This is a genomic window from Moraxella ovis (assembly GCF_900453105.1).
In the GTDB taxonomy this organism is placed as follows: Bacteria; Pseudomonadota; Gammaproteobacteria; order Pseudomonadales; family Moraxellaceae; genus Moraxella; species Moraxella ovis.
The window spans coordinates 612,951-629,226 of sequence record NZ_UGPW01000001.1; the positions used below are offsets into that span (position 1 = coordinate 612,951).

Sequence of the window (16,276 nt, forward strand, 5' to 3'; positions counted from 1 at the left end):
CCTATCTTGTAAAATAGTCGCACGATGTCGCCAAAAATGCTATTATGCCATACTATTTTTATGATTGAAAAGATAATTAAAGATAATTACAGTAAGATGCGCGAAATCGCCCTAAAAATAACCTGCGCGACCCACTTATCAACTCGGAAAAAGCCAGTCATGCCACATTCTATTGACAGCCAAACATTCACATCAAGAGCATTTTCTCAGATTCCCACCACTCGTCCTGTAACACCATTGCTTGATAAAGTCGGTTCGCCCAAAGATTTAAAGGAGCTAAACACCGATGAGCTGTGCCAATTATCGGACGAATTGCGTGAATATTTGCTCTACTCGGTCGGTCAAAGTGGTGGGCATTTTGGAGCAAATTTGGGCGTGGTGGAGCTGACGGTTGCTCTGCACGCCAGTTATGATACACCTTATGATAAGCTCGTGTGGGACGTGGGTCATCAGGCGTACGCCCACAAGGTGCTAACAGGTCGGCGTGATGAGCTACTAAGTATCCGTGCCAAGGGCGGTCTGACGGCATTTCCTGAACGCACTGAGAGCGAGTACGACACTTTTGGCGTGGGGCATAGTTCCACGTCCATATCGGCAGGACTAGGCATGAGCCTAGCCAGTCGTATCAAGGGCGAAAACCGCAAGGTCGTGGCGGTCATCGGAGATGGGGCGATGACGGGGGGCATGGCGTTTGAAGCGATGAATGATGCGGTGCAACAAAATGCCGATTTGACGGTGGTGCTAAACGATAATGATATGTCAATCTCGCAAGCCATTGGTGGGTTTAGTCGCCATTTAGCACGGCTATGGCAACGTGGGCTTGCCTTTGATATTGACAAACACGGCAATATCCTCATGATAAAGCGTGAGATTAGCCCTGATGACAGACGGGTTCGCCACTATCTGCACATGGCAAATGGGGCAAAAGAAACCCTAGAAAAAATCCCTGCCAAACTGGGCGGTAATCTTGTGCAAAATATCGGCGGTCTTTTTGGCAAAAACGCTCTGCCCATGCCCTTGTCGGACAAAATCGCCGAAAAAGTGCATGACCATATTTTCCCTGACAATCTATTTAAGGCGATTGGTTTCACCTACCTTGGACCTTTTGATGGACATGATTTGCCAAAACTTTTGCAAGTGTTCGAACGTGCCAAACAGTTAAAAGGGGCAGTGCTGATTCACGTCCATACGGTCAAAGGCAAGGGCTTTTTGCCTGCCGAGGCTGACCCCATTACTTATCATGCCATTGGCAAAATACCCAAAAATGAGTTGCCAAAAAATGAGTTGCCGACAACAGACAAAACGGACAATGCCCCTAAAGCCAAAAAATATTCAGACGTTTTTGGCGACTGGCTTATGGATAACGGAGCTGACCCCCACATGGTCGCCATTACCCCTGCCATGTGCGAAGGCTCGGGCATGGTGGCATTCGCCAAGGCGTATCCTACCAAGTTTTTTGATGTGGCGATTGCCGAACAGCACGCCGTAACCTTAGCAGGGGGCATGGCAACAGGTGGATTAAAACCTGTGGTGGCGATTTATTCTACCTTTTTACAGCGTGGCTATGACCAGCTGATTCATGATGTCGCCTTACAAAACTTAGACGTAACTTTTGCCATAGACCGAGCGGGGCTTGTGGGTGAAGACGGGGCGACTCATGCAGGCGTGTTTGATTTGGCGTATTTACGCTGTGTGCCAAATGTAGTGATTGCCACGCCAAGCGATGAACATGAATGCTATCATCTACTAAACGCTTGCTATGCTTATCAAGGTACAAGTGCCATTCGCTATCCTAGGGGAGCAGGCGTGGGGCGACAGATTATTAAAGATGATGAAAAATTTGTCATCGGCAAGGCAAAAATCGTATGGCAGACGGATAGTTTTGCTGATAAATCGGACAAAAAAGTGGCGGTGCTTGCCTTTGGTACACGCCTAAACGACAGCCTACTGGCAAGCCAAACATTCGCCCAAACGACAAACACGCCCATGACGGTGGTGGACATGCGGTGGGTTAAACCGCTTGACAGTGAGCTCATAGATGAGCTTATCGGGCAAGGTGTTACGCATTTTATCACGGTAGAAGAACATCAGCGCATGGGCGGAGCGGGTTCTGCGGTGGGCGAGTATCTGGTAAGTGTGGGCTATGGCGGTCGGCTGGTGCAGATTGGTATTGATGATGTGTTTGTCGCTCATGGCAGTCATGATGAACAGTTGGCGGAATGTGGAATGGATAGGGGTGGGATTTTGGTGAGATTAAAAGCTCTAAAATAAGGCGTGAAAATTAGCCAGTTTTAAGCTATAATGATTCTTTTGTATGATGAATGCAAAACCACTATTTAAGACATGTTTATAAGGTGAAGTATGGAACCGATGGTAGTCATCGCGTCACAAGTGGCGCAAAAAGTTGGTCATGAAATTCTACGTGCACATGAGAATCGCCATCGTGTGGATTTGGCGGTAGAGTCTAAGGGTCTTGATGGTCTGGTGACCAAGATTGACCGCTATGCCGAAGAGCTGACGATTTCTTTATTAAAAGAAAGCTATCCAAATCACTCTTTTTTGGGTGAGGAATTTGGTCTGCAAGAAGGCAAGGGTGCGGATGCGGATTGGTGCTGGATCATTGACCCGCTGGACGGCACGCAGAACTTTGTGCATGGGGTGCCGCATTTTTGTGTGTCGATTGCTGTCCAAAAAAATGGCGTAACTGAGCATGGCGTGGTCTATGACCCTGTGCGCGATGAGCTATTTACTGCCAGCCGTGGACGTGGCGCGCGCCTGAATCAGCGTCGACTGATGGTGTCGGATCGTAAGACCATCGCAGGCGGTCTGTTCACAACAGGTCATCCTTATGAACGCATGGTTGGTGAACAGCGTGCAAGCTTTGCTCGTCAGCACTTTGCCAGCTTACAAGCCATCTGCGAGAATGGTGGCCAAGTTCGTCGTCTGGGCTCTGCTGCTCTTGATCTGTGTTATGTAGCTGCTGGTCGTTTTGATGGCTATTTTGAAATGTCATTAAAACCTTGGGATGTTGCCGCAGGCGAGCTGATCGTTACCGAGGCTCACGGGGTGGTTGTAGATCACCATGGTGCCAATAACTCCATGACCACAGGCTCTGTATTTGCATGTAATGTTAAACTGCTTAAACCTTTGATGCAGCTGGTCATTCCTGCATGGGAAAATGCATTATCCCATTAATTGCTGACCCAGAAACCGCCAATCAAGGCGGTTTTTTATTGTCAAAATTTTGTCAAAAAAGAAACATCTGTTTACACTTTATCGGAGATTTTGGCAAGTTTTGATTGAGTACAAATGTAAACTTCAGTTATACTTATGGATATGAAGTGATTGATGCTTGTCAAGCAAATCAATCAAATGCCAGATGAATAAATAGCGAATAAGGAGTGTAGCATGCGCGCCAAAAATCAACAATCAGTCAATGCATCTCTAGAGATGACCGTCCTGTCAAAAGGCAAAAAGAAACACGTAACGTCAGAGATGATCAAAGCCTTACTTGCTAAGTTGGCAGAAGGCAATCGAGCTCCATTGGCATTAAGCGCCTAAATGTGATAAAAAAACCATCCTTAATCGGATGGTTTTTTATTATTCGGCGGTTGTATTTTCATATTCAGCAATGTGTTTTTCAATCAGGTCGGTAAGCCTGTCGATGTTTGGCAGTGCACTGCTGCATGCCGTGATGCCAAAGTCTAGCTTATCTTGGTAGTTGGCAAGGGTGATGTTTAATGCCTGCCCATCGAACAGCACCGAAGCGGGGAAGATGCCTGCCAGTCTTGCGCCATTTAGATATAAAGGCGTATTGTTCCCAGGGACGTTAGAGATGATTAAATTAAAGGCTTGTTTGGCAGGGTAAGCACGCGTCGCCAGATTGATGCCTGCCCATCCATAGGTTAGGGCACTGTAATTGATCACTTGCGCCTGCGTCATGTGAGAGAAGCGTTTTTTACCATCATTGATGCTGCTTTTGATGGTTTTTAGGCGCGCTATGGGACTTGATTCATGTGTGCCAAGATTGGTTAGTAGGAATGACAGCTGATTGCCCAGGCTGCTGTTATCTTGGCGAAGGCTGATTGGTACGAAGGCGATGAGCGGCTTATCAGGCAGAGCGTTTTGGCTTAATAGATACTCTCGAAGTGCGCCGGCACAGACTGCTAGGATGACGTCGTTTGTGGTGACGTCAAATTTTTGTGCGACATTGGCAAATCTTGTCTTGTCAAAGGATTGCATCGCAAGCGTTCGTGCGCTGGAGATGCGCTGATTTAGTAGGGATTTTGGCGCATCAAAAGTGCTGATAAAATTATTGCGGTGGCGATGCTTAAAGCCGCGCAGGATCTCTCGGGCGACTGGTTTTATCGTGCCAAGTTGTTCTTTGATGATTGTCCAAGCGGGCTTATGTCTTGGTAAGGTGGCATCAATCTGACTGCGATATTTAGTGGATAATGACCAAAACGGCAGCATAAATCTGTCATCAGGCAAGGTGGATAATGAGCGCTCAAGCAATCGCATCGCGGCGATGCCATCGACCATAGCGTGATGAATTTTTAGATAAATGGCGAATCGTTTTGGTGCGCCATCTTGAATAGGTGCAATGCCTTCGATGAGGTGAAATTCCCACAGTGGCTTGGTGCGATCCATCATGCGCCCATGCTCACGCGAGATATAAGCCATTAGCTCAGCATCACCGCCGGCGCGCGGTAGGGCGATATGGCGGAAATGATGATTGATGTCAAAGTGATCATCTTTATCCCAAAACCCGACGTTCTTTAATACTTGATTAAAAGGAAAGCTTGGGGTGGTTTTGCCACTTTTGATCTGATCGACCAGCTGCGTAACAAAATCATCGTCGGCAGAAGGCGGCAGCTCAAACATGCAAAGCCCAGCGACGTGCATGGGCTGTTTGCGTGTCTCTAGCAATAAGAATAAATGATCAACCGCAGTTAAGGTGCGCACTCATCACTCCGTCAGGTTACTGGAAAAAGTAGCCAGTCTGGGGTGAGCTTGCAACCGCCATTTTGCGTGCAGGCATGCGTCCTGCCAAGAAGGCTTGGCGACCTGCGTTGATGGCGTTCTTCATGGCGTGTGCCATTAAGACAGGGTTTTGTGCATGAGCGATGGCAGAATTCATTAGTACGCCATCACAACCTAGCTCCATCGCGATGGCAGCATCAGACGCAGTGCCAACGCCAGCATCTACCAAGATAGGCACATTGGCGTTCTCGATGATTAGGCTTAGCGTGTGGCGGTTTAATAGACCTAATCCTGAGCCGATCAAGCTGCCTAATGGCATCACGGCAACACAGCCCATGTTTTCCAATTCTTTGGCGATGATGGGATCATCAGAGGTATATACCATCACTTCAAAGCCGTCATCGATCAGCACTCGAGCCGCTTTTAGGGTCTCGGTGACGTTGGGGTATAGTGTTTTTTCATCGCCCAGAACTTCTAGTTTAACCAGATTATGACCATCTAGCAGTTCGCGTGCCAGCTGGCAGGTGCGAATCGCACTATCGGCATTAAAGCAGCCTGCTGTATTAGGCAAGATGGTGTAGTCTTTTGGTGAGATGACGTTTAGCAAATTGGGTTCGCCTTTATTCTGACCGATGTTCGTGCGACGAATGGCGACGGTTACTATCTCGCTGCCGCTGGCTTTGATGGCATCGCCTGTTTCGGTTAGGTCTTTATACTTGCCTGTGCCGACCAGTAGGCGTGATGAGAAGGTGCGAGAACCAACGGTGAAGATGTCATTAATTAAGGGGCTGTCTGATGCGTTCATGTTGTTGCTCTTTTATTTTAAAGTATGATAAAAACTGGAACTTAGTATAACAAAATTTGTCACAAAATTTTAGTAAAATTTTGACTCTTGGATGTGTGGAAAATATAAATACAAAAAACCCGCTATAAAAGCGGGCTTTAAAATATGGGGTGAGTAATGGGACTTGAACCCACGACAACCGGAATCACAATCCGGGGCTCTACCAACTGAGCTATACCCACCATAACTAAAAATAAAACAGGCAAATGGCGCGCCTGGCAGGATTCGAACCTGCGACCACCTGCTTAGAAGGCAGATGCTCTATCCAACTGAGCTACAGGCGCTCGAGTGGCTTAATGTTAGCAATTTTCCGTAGAAAAATCAAATACTACTAACAAAAAAAGCCGTTAAGGCTTTAAATATGGTCGGAGTGGAGGGATTCGAACCCCCGACCCTCTGGTCCCAAACCAGATGCGCTACCAAGCTGCGCTACACTCCGAATTACTTAGGTTTGACTGATTATTCATCAGTGTTTGCCGTCGTTGTGGTGCGTATAATACAGTCAAGTTGTAAATGTGTCAATAAAAATTTTTAAAAAAATTATAAAAAATTCATAACTATTTGAATTTTAATAACTTTTAAATCATTAAGATTGGCACATTGATTCTATATTAAGATTTGTCTGATTCGCTAATGATTGGCATGCCGAGAGCTTGCGCACCTCGTGTGCCACCGGTGATATGAATGATGTTGCGCGTCGGGTCGATTTCGTTGAGTAGTGTGCAGGCGCGTTCGGCTTTGGTGCCACCACCGCATAGCACATAGACATCACCTGTCGTGCTGTCTAGTAGCGCTTGATCTAAAGTCTCGATCGGTTGGTTCTGGGCGTATTCGATGTGACCTGCCTTATAATTGGCTTCATCGCGCACGTCATAGATGGTCTTGTTTGCAGAGGGTGTGAAGTCTTTGATATCAATTTGGGTAATCATAAATCATCCTAAAATATAACATAAGTTTCTTTATCTTAAGGCTTTATCGCCTATTTTGCAAATAAAGAATGATTGGCAACCTGTGTCGCTCTGGCTTGATTAAGACGATAAATTACATATTTGCAGATTTGGTTATCAAAAGTCTCAGCGTTCATTCATAAAAAATCGTATAATGTGACTTTGTCAGATAAATCAGTATATGAATCCAATAATAAAACGCTGCGCTTGGTGCGGTGATGATCCAATCTATCAGGCTTATCATGATCATGAATGGGGCGTGCCTTGTCATGATGATGACAAGCTGTTCGCCATGCTATGCTTAGAGGGGATGCAAGCAGGACTTAGCTGGATTACGATCTTAAAAAAGTGCGAGGCTTATTATGAAGCTTTTGATGGTTTTGACGCTGCGAAGATTGCCCAATACGACAGCCGAAAAGTTGATGAATTGATGAATAATGAGGGCATCATCCGTCATCGGCTAAAGATCGAAGCGATCATCAGCAATGCCAAAGCTTATCTTAAAATCAAACAAAATCAATCATTTAATGATTATGTCTGGGGCATTGTGGCAAATCATCAACCTCAAACCCCACTGATAAATCACCCTAAAGACATCAATGACATACCAACACAAACGCAGGCAAGTCAAGCACTATCTAAGCAGCTAAAAAAAGATGGCTTTAAATTCGTCGGCCCAACCATTTGTTATGCTTATATGCAGGCATGTGGCATGGTCGATGATCATGTGATAGACTGCACATACAAAAGGAAGCAAAGATGAGAGTTTGGACGATGCTTTGGGCTTTATTGATGGTGGTGATTACAGGGCTGGCGTGCTTGGCGTTTTGGGTTCATTTGCTGTTTTAGGTATGGACATACGCGTTGATTGGGCTTTTGGACTGTTCGGTATTCGCGATCGTCTTAACGAAGTTTACCTTATTATCTGTACCCAGTTGGTTGGCTGCTGTGGTGGTGTGTTCGGTGTTGTCGGTCTTTGTGTGGATTGGGATGATGAAGCCGAGCCATGAGCGGAACTGGAACCCTGAAGTTCAGCACATTGTTGATTATACCCAAGATCCTGCCAAGCCTAATCTCATCACCGTGCATAATGTGCGTAACTTTCATTGGCGAATCGAGACGGATTAAGATGTAGATTGGCAGACTCGAACCTATGATTTAAATCAGCTTGAGACGATGGATTTGGCGCTGTCGATCTGGGGTAATGAGAATATTGTGCACACTTTGGTGACTTTTGGCTTTGCTGATGGGCAGCGGCTTGCATTCTCGGTGTAGATTCTTAAAGAAGTTGGCGAGTCATTTTCTAATATCGGCGGGTTTTTTCGGCAGTTTGAGCTTTCTGTGATTGCCGCCGACGAAAAGACATCATCTTTACCCGATCTAACATGCGCCACGAATCGGTGTATCTGTATCCTTTGACCTATGATAAACAAAAAATGAGAGCGCTGTTCATGACCTATCTGCAAAAAGGCCATGAGCTTAACCAACAGCCTGAATGGCACCAAACCATCACAAGTAACTGCACGACCGTGATTTATCAGTTGGTTCGCATGATCGATGCAGATGCTAAGATGCTGCCTTTTGATTATTGGGTGCTGGTGTCTGGCAGATTGCCAAGTTATCTGATTGAATTGGGTGTAATCAGACCTAAGTACGATCCTGATGAATGGAAAAAAATCACCCACATTAACCCAAAAGTTGCCATGTATGACGATGGTAATGCCATCACAAGCGAGCATTTTCCAAAAAGATACGAGAAAATCTGCCAAGATGATGGTTTTGCATTTCTTCGAAAAGAAAAAAATTCGTTCGCCCCCTATATTTTTTATGTAAATTTTAGTAAAATTCGGTTTTACCAGTAAATGATGAATTATTATGACTAAATTTATCTTTGTAACTGGCGGTGTGGTATCCTCATTGGGTAAAGGTATCACTGCCGCTTCTCTTGCTGCTGTCTTGGAAGCCCGTGGTCTAAAAGTTACCATGACCAAGATGGATCCATATATTAACGTTGACCCAGGCACGATGAGTCCGTTCCAGCACGGTGAGGTTTTTGTGACCGAAGACGGTGCGGAGACAGACCTTGACTTGGGTTATTATGAGCGTTTCTTGCGTCATTCTAAGATGACCAAGGTCAACAACTTCACCTCAGGTCGCATCTATCAGACGGTACTTGCCAAAGAGCGTCGCGGCGACTATCTGGGCGGTACAGTTCAAGTTATCCCTCACATCACCGATGAAATCAAAAGCCGTGTTCGCGCATCGGGCGAGGGCTTTGACATTGCCATCGTTGAGATTGGTGGTACGGTTGGTGATATTGAGAGCTTGCCATTCATGGAGGCGATTCGCCAGCTTCAAGTTGAGCTTGGGCATGACAATTCGATGCTTATGCATTTGACGCTACTGCCATACATCAAATCTGCCAGCGAACTTAAAACCAAGCCGACTCAACACTCTGTCAAAGAACTATTGTCTATCGGTATCCAGCCTGATATTTTGGTTTGTCGTACTGAGCACGATGTCGATGCTGATACTAAGCGTAAGATTGCACTGTTTACCAACGTTCCAGAACGTGCTGTCATCGTATGTAAAGATGCGCGCAGCATCTATGAGATTCCGCGTAACTTCTACGAACAAGATCTTGATGACTTAGTTTGTGAACGCTTTGGCTTTGATGTGCCGGAAGCGGATCTGTCTGATTGGGACAAGGTCATTGAGGGTCTATTCACCGCAGAAGGCGAGATCGTCGTGGCGATGGTCGGTAAATATGTCGAGCTGCCTGATGCCTATAAGTCTGTCAATGAAGCCTTGCTACACGCCGGTATCCATAATAAAACAAAAGTAAAAATTCACTACATCGATGCTGAGAAATTAGAAACTCAAGCTCATCTGATGGACGAGCTAAAATCATGCGACGCAGTGTTAGTTCCTGGTGGATTTGGCGAGCGTGGTACTCTTGGTAAGATGATGGCGATTCAATACGCCCGTGAGAACAAAAAGCCTTACCTGGGCATCTGTCTAGGCATGCAGCTTGCCGTGATTGAATTTGCGCGCAATGTGTTAGGTCTACAAGCGAACTCTACCGAGTTTGACCGTAAGGCTGCCGACCCAATCATTGGACTTATTACAGAGTGGTTCGATGAGAAGGGTGAATTGCAGATTCGTTCTGATGATAGTGACCTTGGTGGCACGATGCGCCTGGGTACACAAGAAGCCCAGCTTGTGGCGGGTACGAAGCTTGCTAAGATCTATGGGGCGACCACCATCACCGAACGCCACCGCCATCGCTATGAGATGAACAACCGCTACATCGAACCGCTAGAGAATGCAGGCATGAAGATCTCTGGCTACTCTGCCAAGCAGCATCTGGTTGAGTCAGTTGAAATCAGTGATCATCCTTGGTTCGTGGCGGTGCAATATCACCCAGAATTTACCAGTTCGCCGCGTGGCGGACATCCGCTGTTTAATAGCTTTATTAAAGCAGCGATTGATGTGAAGGGCTAATTCATAAAGCACATCAAGACGGTTGGTGTGCTTTTTATTCATAAAGTTTGGTTTGGATGGATCATATCCAAAGAGACTCATAAAGGATAATGTTATGACGCAATCATTAACTGCGCCATTGTCGCATATTAATGTGGCGGGTATTGAGATCGGTAATGACAAGCCATTTGTGCTGTTTGGCGGCATGAATGTACTTGAGAGTCGTGAACTTGCTTTTGAGATCGCCGAAAGCTACATCGACATCTGCACGCGCCTGAACATCGGCTATGTGTTTAAGGCCAGCTTTGACAAGGCGAACCGCTCAAGCTTATTTTCATTCCGCGGCCCAAGCCTTGAAACTGGTCTAACTTGGCTTAATGACATCAAAGAAAAATACGGCGTGCCCATCATCACAGACGTGCATGAGCCTTATCAGGCAGCGCCAGTGGCGAAAGTGGCTGACATCATTCAGCTGCCTGCTTTTTTGAGCCGTCAAACCGATCTTGTTAACGCCATGGCAAAAACAGGTGCGGTCATCAATGTCAAAAAAGCACAGTTCTTAGCACCGCACGAGATGCGCCACATCATCAATAAATGCCTAGAAGCTGGTAATGATAAGGTCATCCTGTGTGAGCGCGGCACATCGTTCGGCTATAATAATCTGGTTGTGGACATGCTTGGCTTTGATACGATGAAAGCCATGAACGTGCCTGTGTTCTTCGATGTGACTCATGCCTTGCAAGAGCCGGGTGCACGCGCTGACAGTGCGGGCGGTCGTCGTCATCAGATCACCACGCTTGCCCGAGCGGGTATAGCCACGGGACTTGCCGGTCTGTTCTTAGAATCACATCCAGACCCTGATCACGCCAAATGTGATGGGCCATGCGCGCTAAGACTGTCACAGCTTGAGCCATTCTTGACGCAGTTAAAGCAGATTGATGATCTGGTCAAGGGCTTTGCTGTATTGGACACTCATTAATTTTGTAGATTTATTCACCAAAAAAGGATGCTTTTATGTACGCTGAAACTACTGCCAATGCTGTTGAAATTAAAGACATCATCGCCCGTGAAATTCTAGACTCACGCGGCAACCCAACCATCGAAGCCGATGTGATCTTGGCAAATGGTGTGTGCGGCCGCGCTGCCGCGCCATCTGGCGCTTCAACAGGTTCTCGTGAAGCGTTAGAACTGCGCGATGGCGACAAATCTCGCTACCTAGGCAAAGGTGTTAAAAAAGCGGTTTCAAACGTAAACAGCCAAATTCGCACTGCATTACTAGACAAAGACGTTACCAATCAAAACGAGCTGGATAAAATCCTGATCGATCTAGATGGTACTGAGAACAAAGGTAATCTGGGTGCGAACGCTACTTTGGCGGTGTCTTTGGCTGCAGCGCGTGCCGCAGCAATCGCCAAAAACCTACCACTGCATCAGTACATCGCAAACCTACGTGGTCAGACTTCTCTTACCATGCCTGTGCCGATGATGAACATCCTAAATGGTGGCGCGCACGCAGATAATACGGTTGATATACAAGAATTCATGATCGAGCCTGTTGGTTTTAACAGCTTCTCAGAGAGCTTGCGTGCGGGTACAGAAATTTTCCACAGTCTAAAATCTGTCCTAAAATCACAAGGTCTTAACACTGCTGTTGGCGATGAGGGTGGTTTTGCACCGAACCTACGGTCAAACGAAGAAGCGATCACTGTCATCATGCAAGCCATTGAACAAGCAGGCTATAAGGCAGGTCGGGACATCTATTTAGCGCTTGACTGTGCATCATCAGAATTTTATAAGAATGGACAGTACATCCTAGAGGGTGAGGGCAATAAAGCATTCACCAGCGAAGGTTTTGCTGATTATTTGGCGTCTTTGGTGCGTCAATACCCAATCATCTCAATTGAAGATGGTCTGGATGAGAGCGACTGGGATGGCTGGGCGTATCTGACCAAGCAGTTAGGTGATAAAGTTCAGCTGGTGGGTGATGACCTGTTTGTCACTAATCCAAAAATTCTGCGTGAAGGCATTGATAAGAACATCGCTAATGCCATCTTGATCAAATTCAACCAGATCGGTACACTAACCGAGACACTAGATGCGATCTATCTGGCTAAAGAAAACGGCTATGCGACTGTAATTAGCCATCGCTCAGGTGAAACTGAAGATTCTACCATTGCTGACCTAGCAGTAGGTACGGCGGCTGGTCAGATCAAGACAGGTTCGCTATGCCGTTCTGACCGCGTGGCAAAATACAACCAACTACTACGCATCGAACAACAAGTAACGGCAGCATTCCGCGGTCGTGAAGAGTTCATCGGTCTGCGCGGTTGATCGGGGCGAGCGTGGCAAGTCCTGTAACCAAAAAATCAACACACATCGTCACGCCACCAAAAGGGCTTGGCGTGATGGGTTATGTGTGCTTGATCGCTTTTGCTGCCATCGTACTTGCGCTTTTGCAGCAGCAGTATTGGCATGGTGAGAATGGTCGTGCCAATCTGAATAATCTTAATGCCCAGATCGCCAAGCAGACTGATTTTAACACCGAGCAGGCTTATACTAATAATCTGCTGCGTGCTGATGTTCGTGATCTAAAGACGCAATCATCTGCAATCGAGGAGCACGCGCGACTTGATTTGGGTTTAATTAAGCCGGGCGAGACTTTCTATCAGATGTCAAATGCGCCGATTACTTATAGTCGGCAAATGGCAACGAGCAATGAGGCAGATGCTGTTGAACCTGTCGAAGGGTTGATCAAAGAAAGTGGTGAGCCATCGCGATAACAGACATAAGATTGGTGAAAGCCAATCTTATTTTTTAACTTTTTAATTTCTTGATAATAAGTATCATTAATGTCAAATCATCAATCGCATCACCATCCTAAGATTCACGCCTTGATCGTGGCAGCTGGTAAAGGTTCACGTTTTGGGGCGGCAGTGCCTAAGCAATATCTAAGCTTGGCGGACAGAACTGTCTTAGAAGAAAGCATCGAAAGACTCAATGTAGATGGTATTGATGATCTGACGCTGGTATTGGCAGGCGGTGATGAGTATGCATCGGAGCTGGATTTTAAATTTAGTCACCCAATCCGTCATGCGGTAGGTGGTGCTGAACGTTGGCAGTCGGTGCATTCAGGTGTGCAAGTAATACGAGAGCATGGCGGCCTAGATGATGATTGGATTGTGATTCATGATGCGGCGCGCCCTTGTCTGCCCAAGGTGGATTTGGCACGGTTGTTGGAGACTCTTGAAAGTACATTGCATGATGGTGTAATCTTAGCAACACCTGTGGTGGACACACTAAAGCTAGCTACGAATGAGCAGGGTATTATCAAGACAGTCGATAGATCGGGCCTGTGGCAAGCCCAGACACCTCAAGCTTTCCGCTTAAATAAACTTGAGTGGGTGCTATCACAGATCGCCAAAGACAATCTGATGATCACAGATGAGGCGAGTGGCTTTGAGATGTTGGGTCTTGGAGTGCAAATCGTCCAAGGATCTAGGCTTAACATGAAGCTTACCTATGCTGAGGATTTGCCTTTGATGGAATTGATATTGCAGAATTTCATCAAAAATGAGCGGTAGGATATTGATTAGCCCATGCCAAGTTTAATGAGTGTTATCGTCATAGTGTTGGTGCTTGGCGTGCTGGCTTTGATGCCAAACATTAGGCTTGGTGATACTCTTGAAGCTTGGTTGTCTGCACCATCGTCTTTTGGATGGTTGTCTTTTGATCTGGTGTTCATTGTGCTTATGGCTGTGTGGGTACAGCGATATAGATGCATTTCAAAAGCTTTGATTATCTGTGCATGTGGTCTGGTGATCGGGTTGTTGTTTGTACTGCGCTCGATGATGGCGCATGTGCAGTTCGAGCAGCATACCATCACTCAAAGCCATACCGTCACCGCCATCACAGACGTTAGCGAGATTAGCGACAGTATCTACGATCCCGTATCAGAGTCTGCTTATCGGCAAAAGGTAACCATTACAGACATTAGACCTGCCAACCGCCCACAAGCTACCAATGCGACAATATCCGCCAATCCATTTGGCGAGACATCTGAATCAATCACACCCGATGCCAGTGAATTGCCTAACAGCATGAACGTGCTTCTTAGTGCTTCACCAAGACATCATCAAAATAACCCAACCTTGGCGCAATTAAATAACCTTATTCCAAATACCGCCGCGAAACTTACCTTGCTCATTGAGCCAATAAGTACACAAAAGAGCGCAAGCGGCTTTGACAGCAATGTATGGCTACGAACTCGGGACATTCATGCCACTGCACGCGTGCTGTCTGTGGATCAGATCGAATCGGCTGATGATCATCGCATCAGTATAAGGCTGCAAGGATTAAGGCAGCGATTGCGTGCACATTTTTATGAAGATTGGCATGATTACGACATTTCTAATCAACAAGCAAGGGCGGTAACTTTAAGCCTGCTAACAGGAGACAGATCGCTCATCAGTAGGCAAACCAAGGATCTGTATCAACTGGCGGGCATATCGCATTTATTGGCGATATCGGGCATGCATGTGTTATTTTTGGCGCTGATTTTGGCGGGGCTGACTTCTTGGTTATTAGATAAATTTCCTAAAGTGTATGGCGCTATTTCTCGCAAGCAGATTCGCCTTATTGTCATGGTAGCAGCGAGTTTGATTTATGCCATCTTTACAGGCTTTGATGTGCCTGCAGTGCGAACTGTGTATATGCTTGGGGCGGTGGCTTTGGCTAGGTACTTTGTTCTGCCAGTGTCAAATTTGTCCTTGTTGTTTATTGTTGCGCTGATCATGACGTGGCTTGATCCTTATGTGTTATGGCAGGCGGGATTTTGGCTGTCTTTTGTGGCAGTGTTACTACTCATGAGATATGAAAGTACGCCTATTCAGGAAGCGACCACTGCAACAAGAATTTGGCAAAAAGCTAAGAGTGCCACTGCTTTGCAGTTGTGGCTATTTATCGGAATGCTGCCTGTTTCGATATTGTTTTTTGGCACGGTGTCGCTGTGGAGTGTGTTGGTAAATTTATTTGCCATTGGTCTGTTTGGCTCAATCATCCTGCCGATAAATCTTCTGGCGGGTGTGATTTATGCAATTTCACCAAGCCTTGCGGACGGGTTGTGGTCGCTTAGTTCTTGGATATTATTAAAGCTTCATACCGCGCTTGAATTTGGTTTGGTGGGTGATTCTTGGCTGTATGTGCCATTTGGGACGGTAGGCTTGGTGCTTGCTGCCTTGGCGATATTGCCCATGCTGTCGAAGGCGCTGCCTAAGAGTGCAGCCGTCATACCTTTATCAGTGCTACTAATGCTGTCGATGAACGACCATTTTTATACACCTAAGGATGCCAAGCCCACCGCTAAAGTCATCAAAACTGATAATCAAGCCTTGCAAGTTGTACTCATTCAACACCAATCTCATTCGTGGCTACTGCTGGCGGACTTTGGCATTAAGTCATTGCCTGATGGTCAAATTGATGTACTCATTGATGAATTAAAGCGTCTGGGCGTAAGAAGTCTAACTGGTGTTGTTGCGCAGAATTCTGGCCAGGCACTCACCAAGCTGACCGCTGGGATTCATGCGCGTCTACCAATAGAGCGTTATTGGCGCGCAGGACAGGGCGTTCTAAAGCTTGCCAATGTCATTGATGAGCCATGTCAAGCCGGCCAAATCCATCAGTATGACGGCGTGAGCATTCGCATGCTGACAGGTTGGCAGCAGATTAATGATGTGAATGTTTGGGATTGCTCAATTGAGATCAGTAGTGAGCTTGGATTTGATATCGATCAGCCAATGGAAGCTGAGAGTGATGAGCTGCTGCCTAGCGACATCAAGCAAATTATCGCCAATGCGGCAACCCATGAAGATGCATGGCATCTATGGCGACTTCTATGTGTGGATATGGATATTATGCCAAGGCCTGAGGCTGGTGCGTCTGTATGGCTATCGCATGCGTTTGCCAAGGATGATGCTGATGTGATGGGTGATTTTGAAGCGACGTTATGGCGGGCACGATAGTG

At 46.4% G+C, this 16,276-nt stretch carries 17 protein-coding genes and 3 tRNA genes; 14 read left to right on the forward strand and 6 right to left on the reverse strand.

What is annotated here, in order from left to right:
* Positions 1-159 precede the first annotated feature (159 nt).
* From DYD54_RS03115 to DYD54_RS11370, 3 genes are all read left to right on the forward strand, one after another.
* Entirely contained in the window at positions 160-2,271 is a 2,112-nt protein-coding gene (locus DYD54_RS03115; protein WP_063514944.1) for a 1-deoxy-D-xylulose-5-phosphate synthase, read from the forward strand.
* Between the two features lie 90 nt (positions 2,272-2,361).
* On the forward strand, positions 2,362-3,195 hold the full coding sequence (locus tag DYD54_RS03120; protein WP_063513711.1) for an inositol monophosphatase family protein: 834 nt from the start codon (positions 2,362-2,364) through the stop codon (positions 3,193-3,195).
* A gap of 213 nt (positions 3,196-3,408) precedes the next feature.
* On the forward strand, positions 3,409-3,561 hold the full coding sequence (locus tag DYD54_RS11370) for a hypothetical protein (protein ID WP_157079175.1): 153 nt from the start codon (positions 3,409-3,411) through the stop codon (positions 3,559-3,561).
* Positions 3,562-3,600: 39 nt separating this feature from the next.
* Here DYD54_RS11370 and DYD54_RS03125 read toward each other — a convergent pair whose 3' ends face one another.
* From DYD54_RS03125 to DYD54_RS03150, 6 genes are all read right to left on the reverse strand, one after another.
* Entirely contained in the window at positions 3,601-4,965 is a 1,365-nt protein-coding gene (locus DYD54_RS03125) for a WS/DGAT/MGAT family O-acyltransferase (protein ID WP_063513712.1), read from the reverse strand.
* Between the two features lie 16 nt (positions 4,966-4,981).
* Positions 4,982-5,788 carry a thiazole synthase gene (locus DYD54_RS03130; protein ID WP_063513713.1) on the reverse strand — a complete coding sequence of 269 codons (807 nt, stop codon included), beginning with the start codon at positions 5,786-5,788 and terminating at the stop codon, positions 4,982-4,984.
* A 145-nt stretch (positions 5,789-5,933) separates the two neighbouring features.
* Positions 5,934-6,009, reverse strand: a tRNA-His gene (locus tag DYD54_RS03135).
* Positions 6,010-6,034: 25 nt separating this feature from the next.
* Positions 6,035-6,111: transfer RNA gene (locus DYD54_RS03140), tRNA-Arg, on the reverse strand.
* Positions 6,112-6,189: 78 nt separating this feature from the next.
* Positions 6,190-6,266 (reverse strand) — tRNA-Pro (locus DYD54_RS03145).
* Positions 6,267-6,438: 172 nt separating this feature from the next.
* Complete coding sequence (locus tag DYD54_RS03150; protein ID WP_046700184.1) at positions 6,439-6,756, reverse strand: rhodanese-like domain-containing protein; 318 nt, start codon at positions 6,754-6,756, stop codon at positions 6,439-6,441.
* A gap of 199 nt (positions 6,757-6,955) precedes the next feature.
* Between DYD54_RS03150 and DYD54_RS03155 the strand changes: the two genes are divergently transcribed.
* The 11 genes from DYD54_RS03155 (at position 6,956) to DYD54_RS03200 (ending at position 16,274) form a co-directional block, all read left to right on the forward strand.
* Positions 6,956-7,537, forward strand: coding sequence for a DNA-3-methyladenine glycosylase I (locus tag DYD54_RS03155; RefSeq protein WP_063513714.1), 582 nt, complete (start codon positions 6,956-6,958; stop codon positions 7,535-7,537).
* 4 nt (positions 7,538-7,541) lie between these two features.
* The gene (locus tag DYD54_RS03160) at positions 7,542-7,784 is read left to right on the forward strand and encodes a hypothetical protein (RefSeq protein WP_063513715.1); all 243 of its coding nucleotides are present in this window, start codon (positions 7,542-7,544) and stop codon (positions 7,782-7,784) included.
* Positions 7,765-7,902: a hypothetical protein gene (locus tag DYD54_RS11375; protein WP_157079176.1), complete on the forward strand. Its 138-nt coding sequence runs from the start codon at positions 7,765-7,767 to the stop codon at positions 7,900-7,902. The genes DYD54_RS03160 and DYD54_RS11375 overlap by 20 nt, the downstream gene beginning before the upstream one ends.
* Positions 7,903-7,950: 48 nt before the next feature.
* Positions 7,951-8,049: a hypothetical protein gene (locus tag DYD54_RS11890; protein ID WP_084260585.1), complete on the forward strand. Its 99-nt coding sequence runs from the start codon at positions 7,951-7,953 to the stop codon at positions 8,047-8,049.
* 110 nt (positions 8,050-8,159) lie between these two features.
* Entirely contained in the window at positions 8,160-8,636 is a 477-nt protein-coding gene (locus tag DYD54_RS03170; protein WP_063513716.1) for a lipoprotein N-acyltransferase Lnb domain-containing protein, read from the forward strand.
* Positions 8,637-8,649: 13 nt separating this feature from the next.
* Positions 8,650-10,278: a CTP synthase gene (gene pyrG / locus DYD54_RS03175; protein ID WP_063513717.1), complete on the forward strand. Its 1,629-nt coding sequence runs from the start codon at positions 8,650-8,652 to the stop codon at positions 10,276-10,278.
* Between the two features lie 94 nt (positions 10,279-10,372).
* Positions 10,373-11,236 (forward strand): 3-deoxy-8-phosphooctulonate synthase, encoded by an 864-nt coding sequence (gene kdsA / locus DYD54_RS03180; RefSeq protein WP_063513718.1) that lies wholly within the window; start codon positions 10,373-10,375, stop codon positions 11,234-11,236.
* Between the two features lie 35 nt (positions 11,237-11,271).
* Positions 11,272-12,588, forward strand: a complete 1,317-nt coding sequence (gene eno, locus DYD54_RS03185; protein WP_063513719.1) for a phosphopyruvate hydratase — start codon at positions 11,272-11,274, stop codon at positions 12,586-12,588.
* Positions 12,589-12,599: 11 nt separating this feature from the next.
* Positions 12,600-13,037 carry an FtsB family cell division protein gene (locus DYD54_RS03190; RefSeq protein WP_228703586.1) on the forward strand — a complete coding sequence of 146 codons (438 nt, stop codon included), beginning with the start codon at positions 12,600-12,602 and terminating at the stop codon, positions 13,035-13,037.
* Positions 13,038-13,106: 69 nt separating this feature from the next.
* Positions 13,107-13,838, forward strand: coding sequence for a 2-C-methyl-D-erythritol 4-phosphate cytidylyltransferase (gene ispD, locus DYD54_RS03195; RefSeq protein ID WP_063513720.1), 732 nt, complete (start codon positions 13,107-13,109; stop codon positions 13,836-13,838).
* A 15-nt stretch (positions 13,839-13,853) separates the two neighbouring features.
* Positions 13,854-16,274: a ComEC/Rec2 family competence protein gene (locus DYD54_RS03200; RefSeq protein ID WP_084260586.1), complete on the forward strand. Its 2,421-nt coding sequence runs from the start codon at positions 13,854-13,856 to the stop codon at positions 16,272-16,274.
* Positions 16,275-16,276 lie beyond the last annotated feature (2 nt).

Coding starts and splice junctions, on each gene's coding strand:
- DYD54_RS03115 (WP_063514944.1), top strand. CDS start 160: ATGCCACATTCTATTGACAGCCAAACATTCACATCAAGAGCATTTTCT.
- DYD54_RS03120 (WP_063513711.1), top strand. CDS start 2,362: ATGGAACCGATGGTAGTCATCGCGTCACAAGTGGCGCAAAAAGTTGGT.
- DYD54_RS11370 (WP_157079175.1), top strand. CDS start 3,409: ATGCGCGCCAAAAATCAACAATCAGTCAATGCATCTCTAGAGATGACC.
- DYD54_RS03130 (WP_063513713.1), bottom strand. CDS start 5,788: ATGAACGCATCAGACAGCCCCTTAATTAATGACATCTTCACCGTTGGT.
- DYD54_RS03150 (WP_046700184.1), bottom strand. CDS start 6,756: ATGATTACCCAAATTGATATCAAAGACTTCACACCCTCTGCAAACAAG.
- DYD54_RS03155 (WP_063513714.1), top strand. CDS start 6,956: ATGAATCCAATAATAAAACGCTGCGCTTGGTGCGGTGATGATCCAATC.
- DYD54_RS11375 (WP_157079176.1), top strand. CDS start 7,765: ATGATGAAGCCGAGCCATGAGCGGAACTGGAACCCTGAAGTTCAGCAC.
- DYD54_RS11890 (WP_084260585.1), top strand. CDS start 7,951: ATGGATTTGGCGCTGTCGATCTGGGGTAATGAGAATATTGTGCACACT.
- DYD54_RS03170 (WP_063513716.1), top strand. CDS start 8,160: ATGCGCCACGAATCGGTGTATCTGTATCCTTTGACCTATGATAAACAA.
- pyrG (WP_063513717.1), top strand. CDS start 8,650: ATGACTAAATTTATCTTTGTAACTGGCGGTGTGGTATCCTCATTGGGT.
- kdsA (WP_063513718.1), top strand. CDS start 10,373: ATGACGCAATCATTAACTGCGCCATTGTCGCATATTAATGTGGCGGGT.
- eno (WP_063513719.1), top strand. CDS start 11,272: ATGTACGCTGAAACTACTGCCAATGCTGTTGAAATTAAAGACATCATC.
- ispD (WP_063513720.1), top strand. CDS start 13,107: ATGTCAAATCATCAATCGCATCACCATCCTAAGATTCACGCCTTGATC.
- DYD54_RS03200 (WP_084260586.1), top strand. CDS start 13,854: ATGCCAAGTTTAATGAGTGTTATCGTCATAGTGTTGGTGCTTGGCGTG.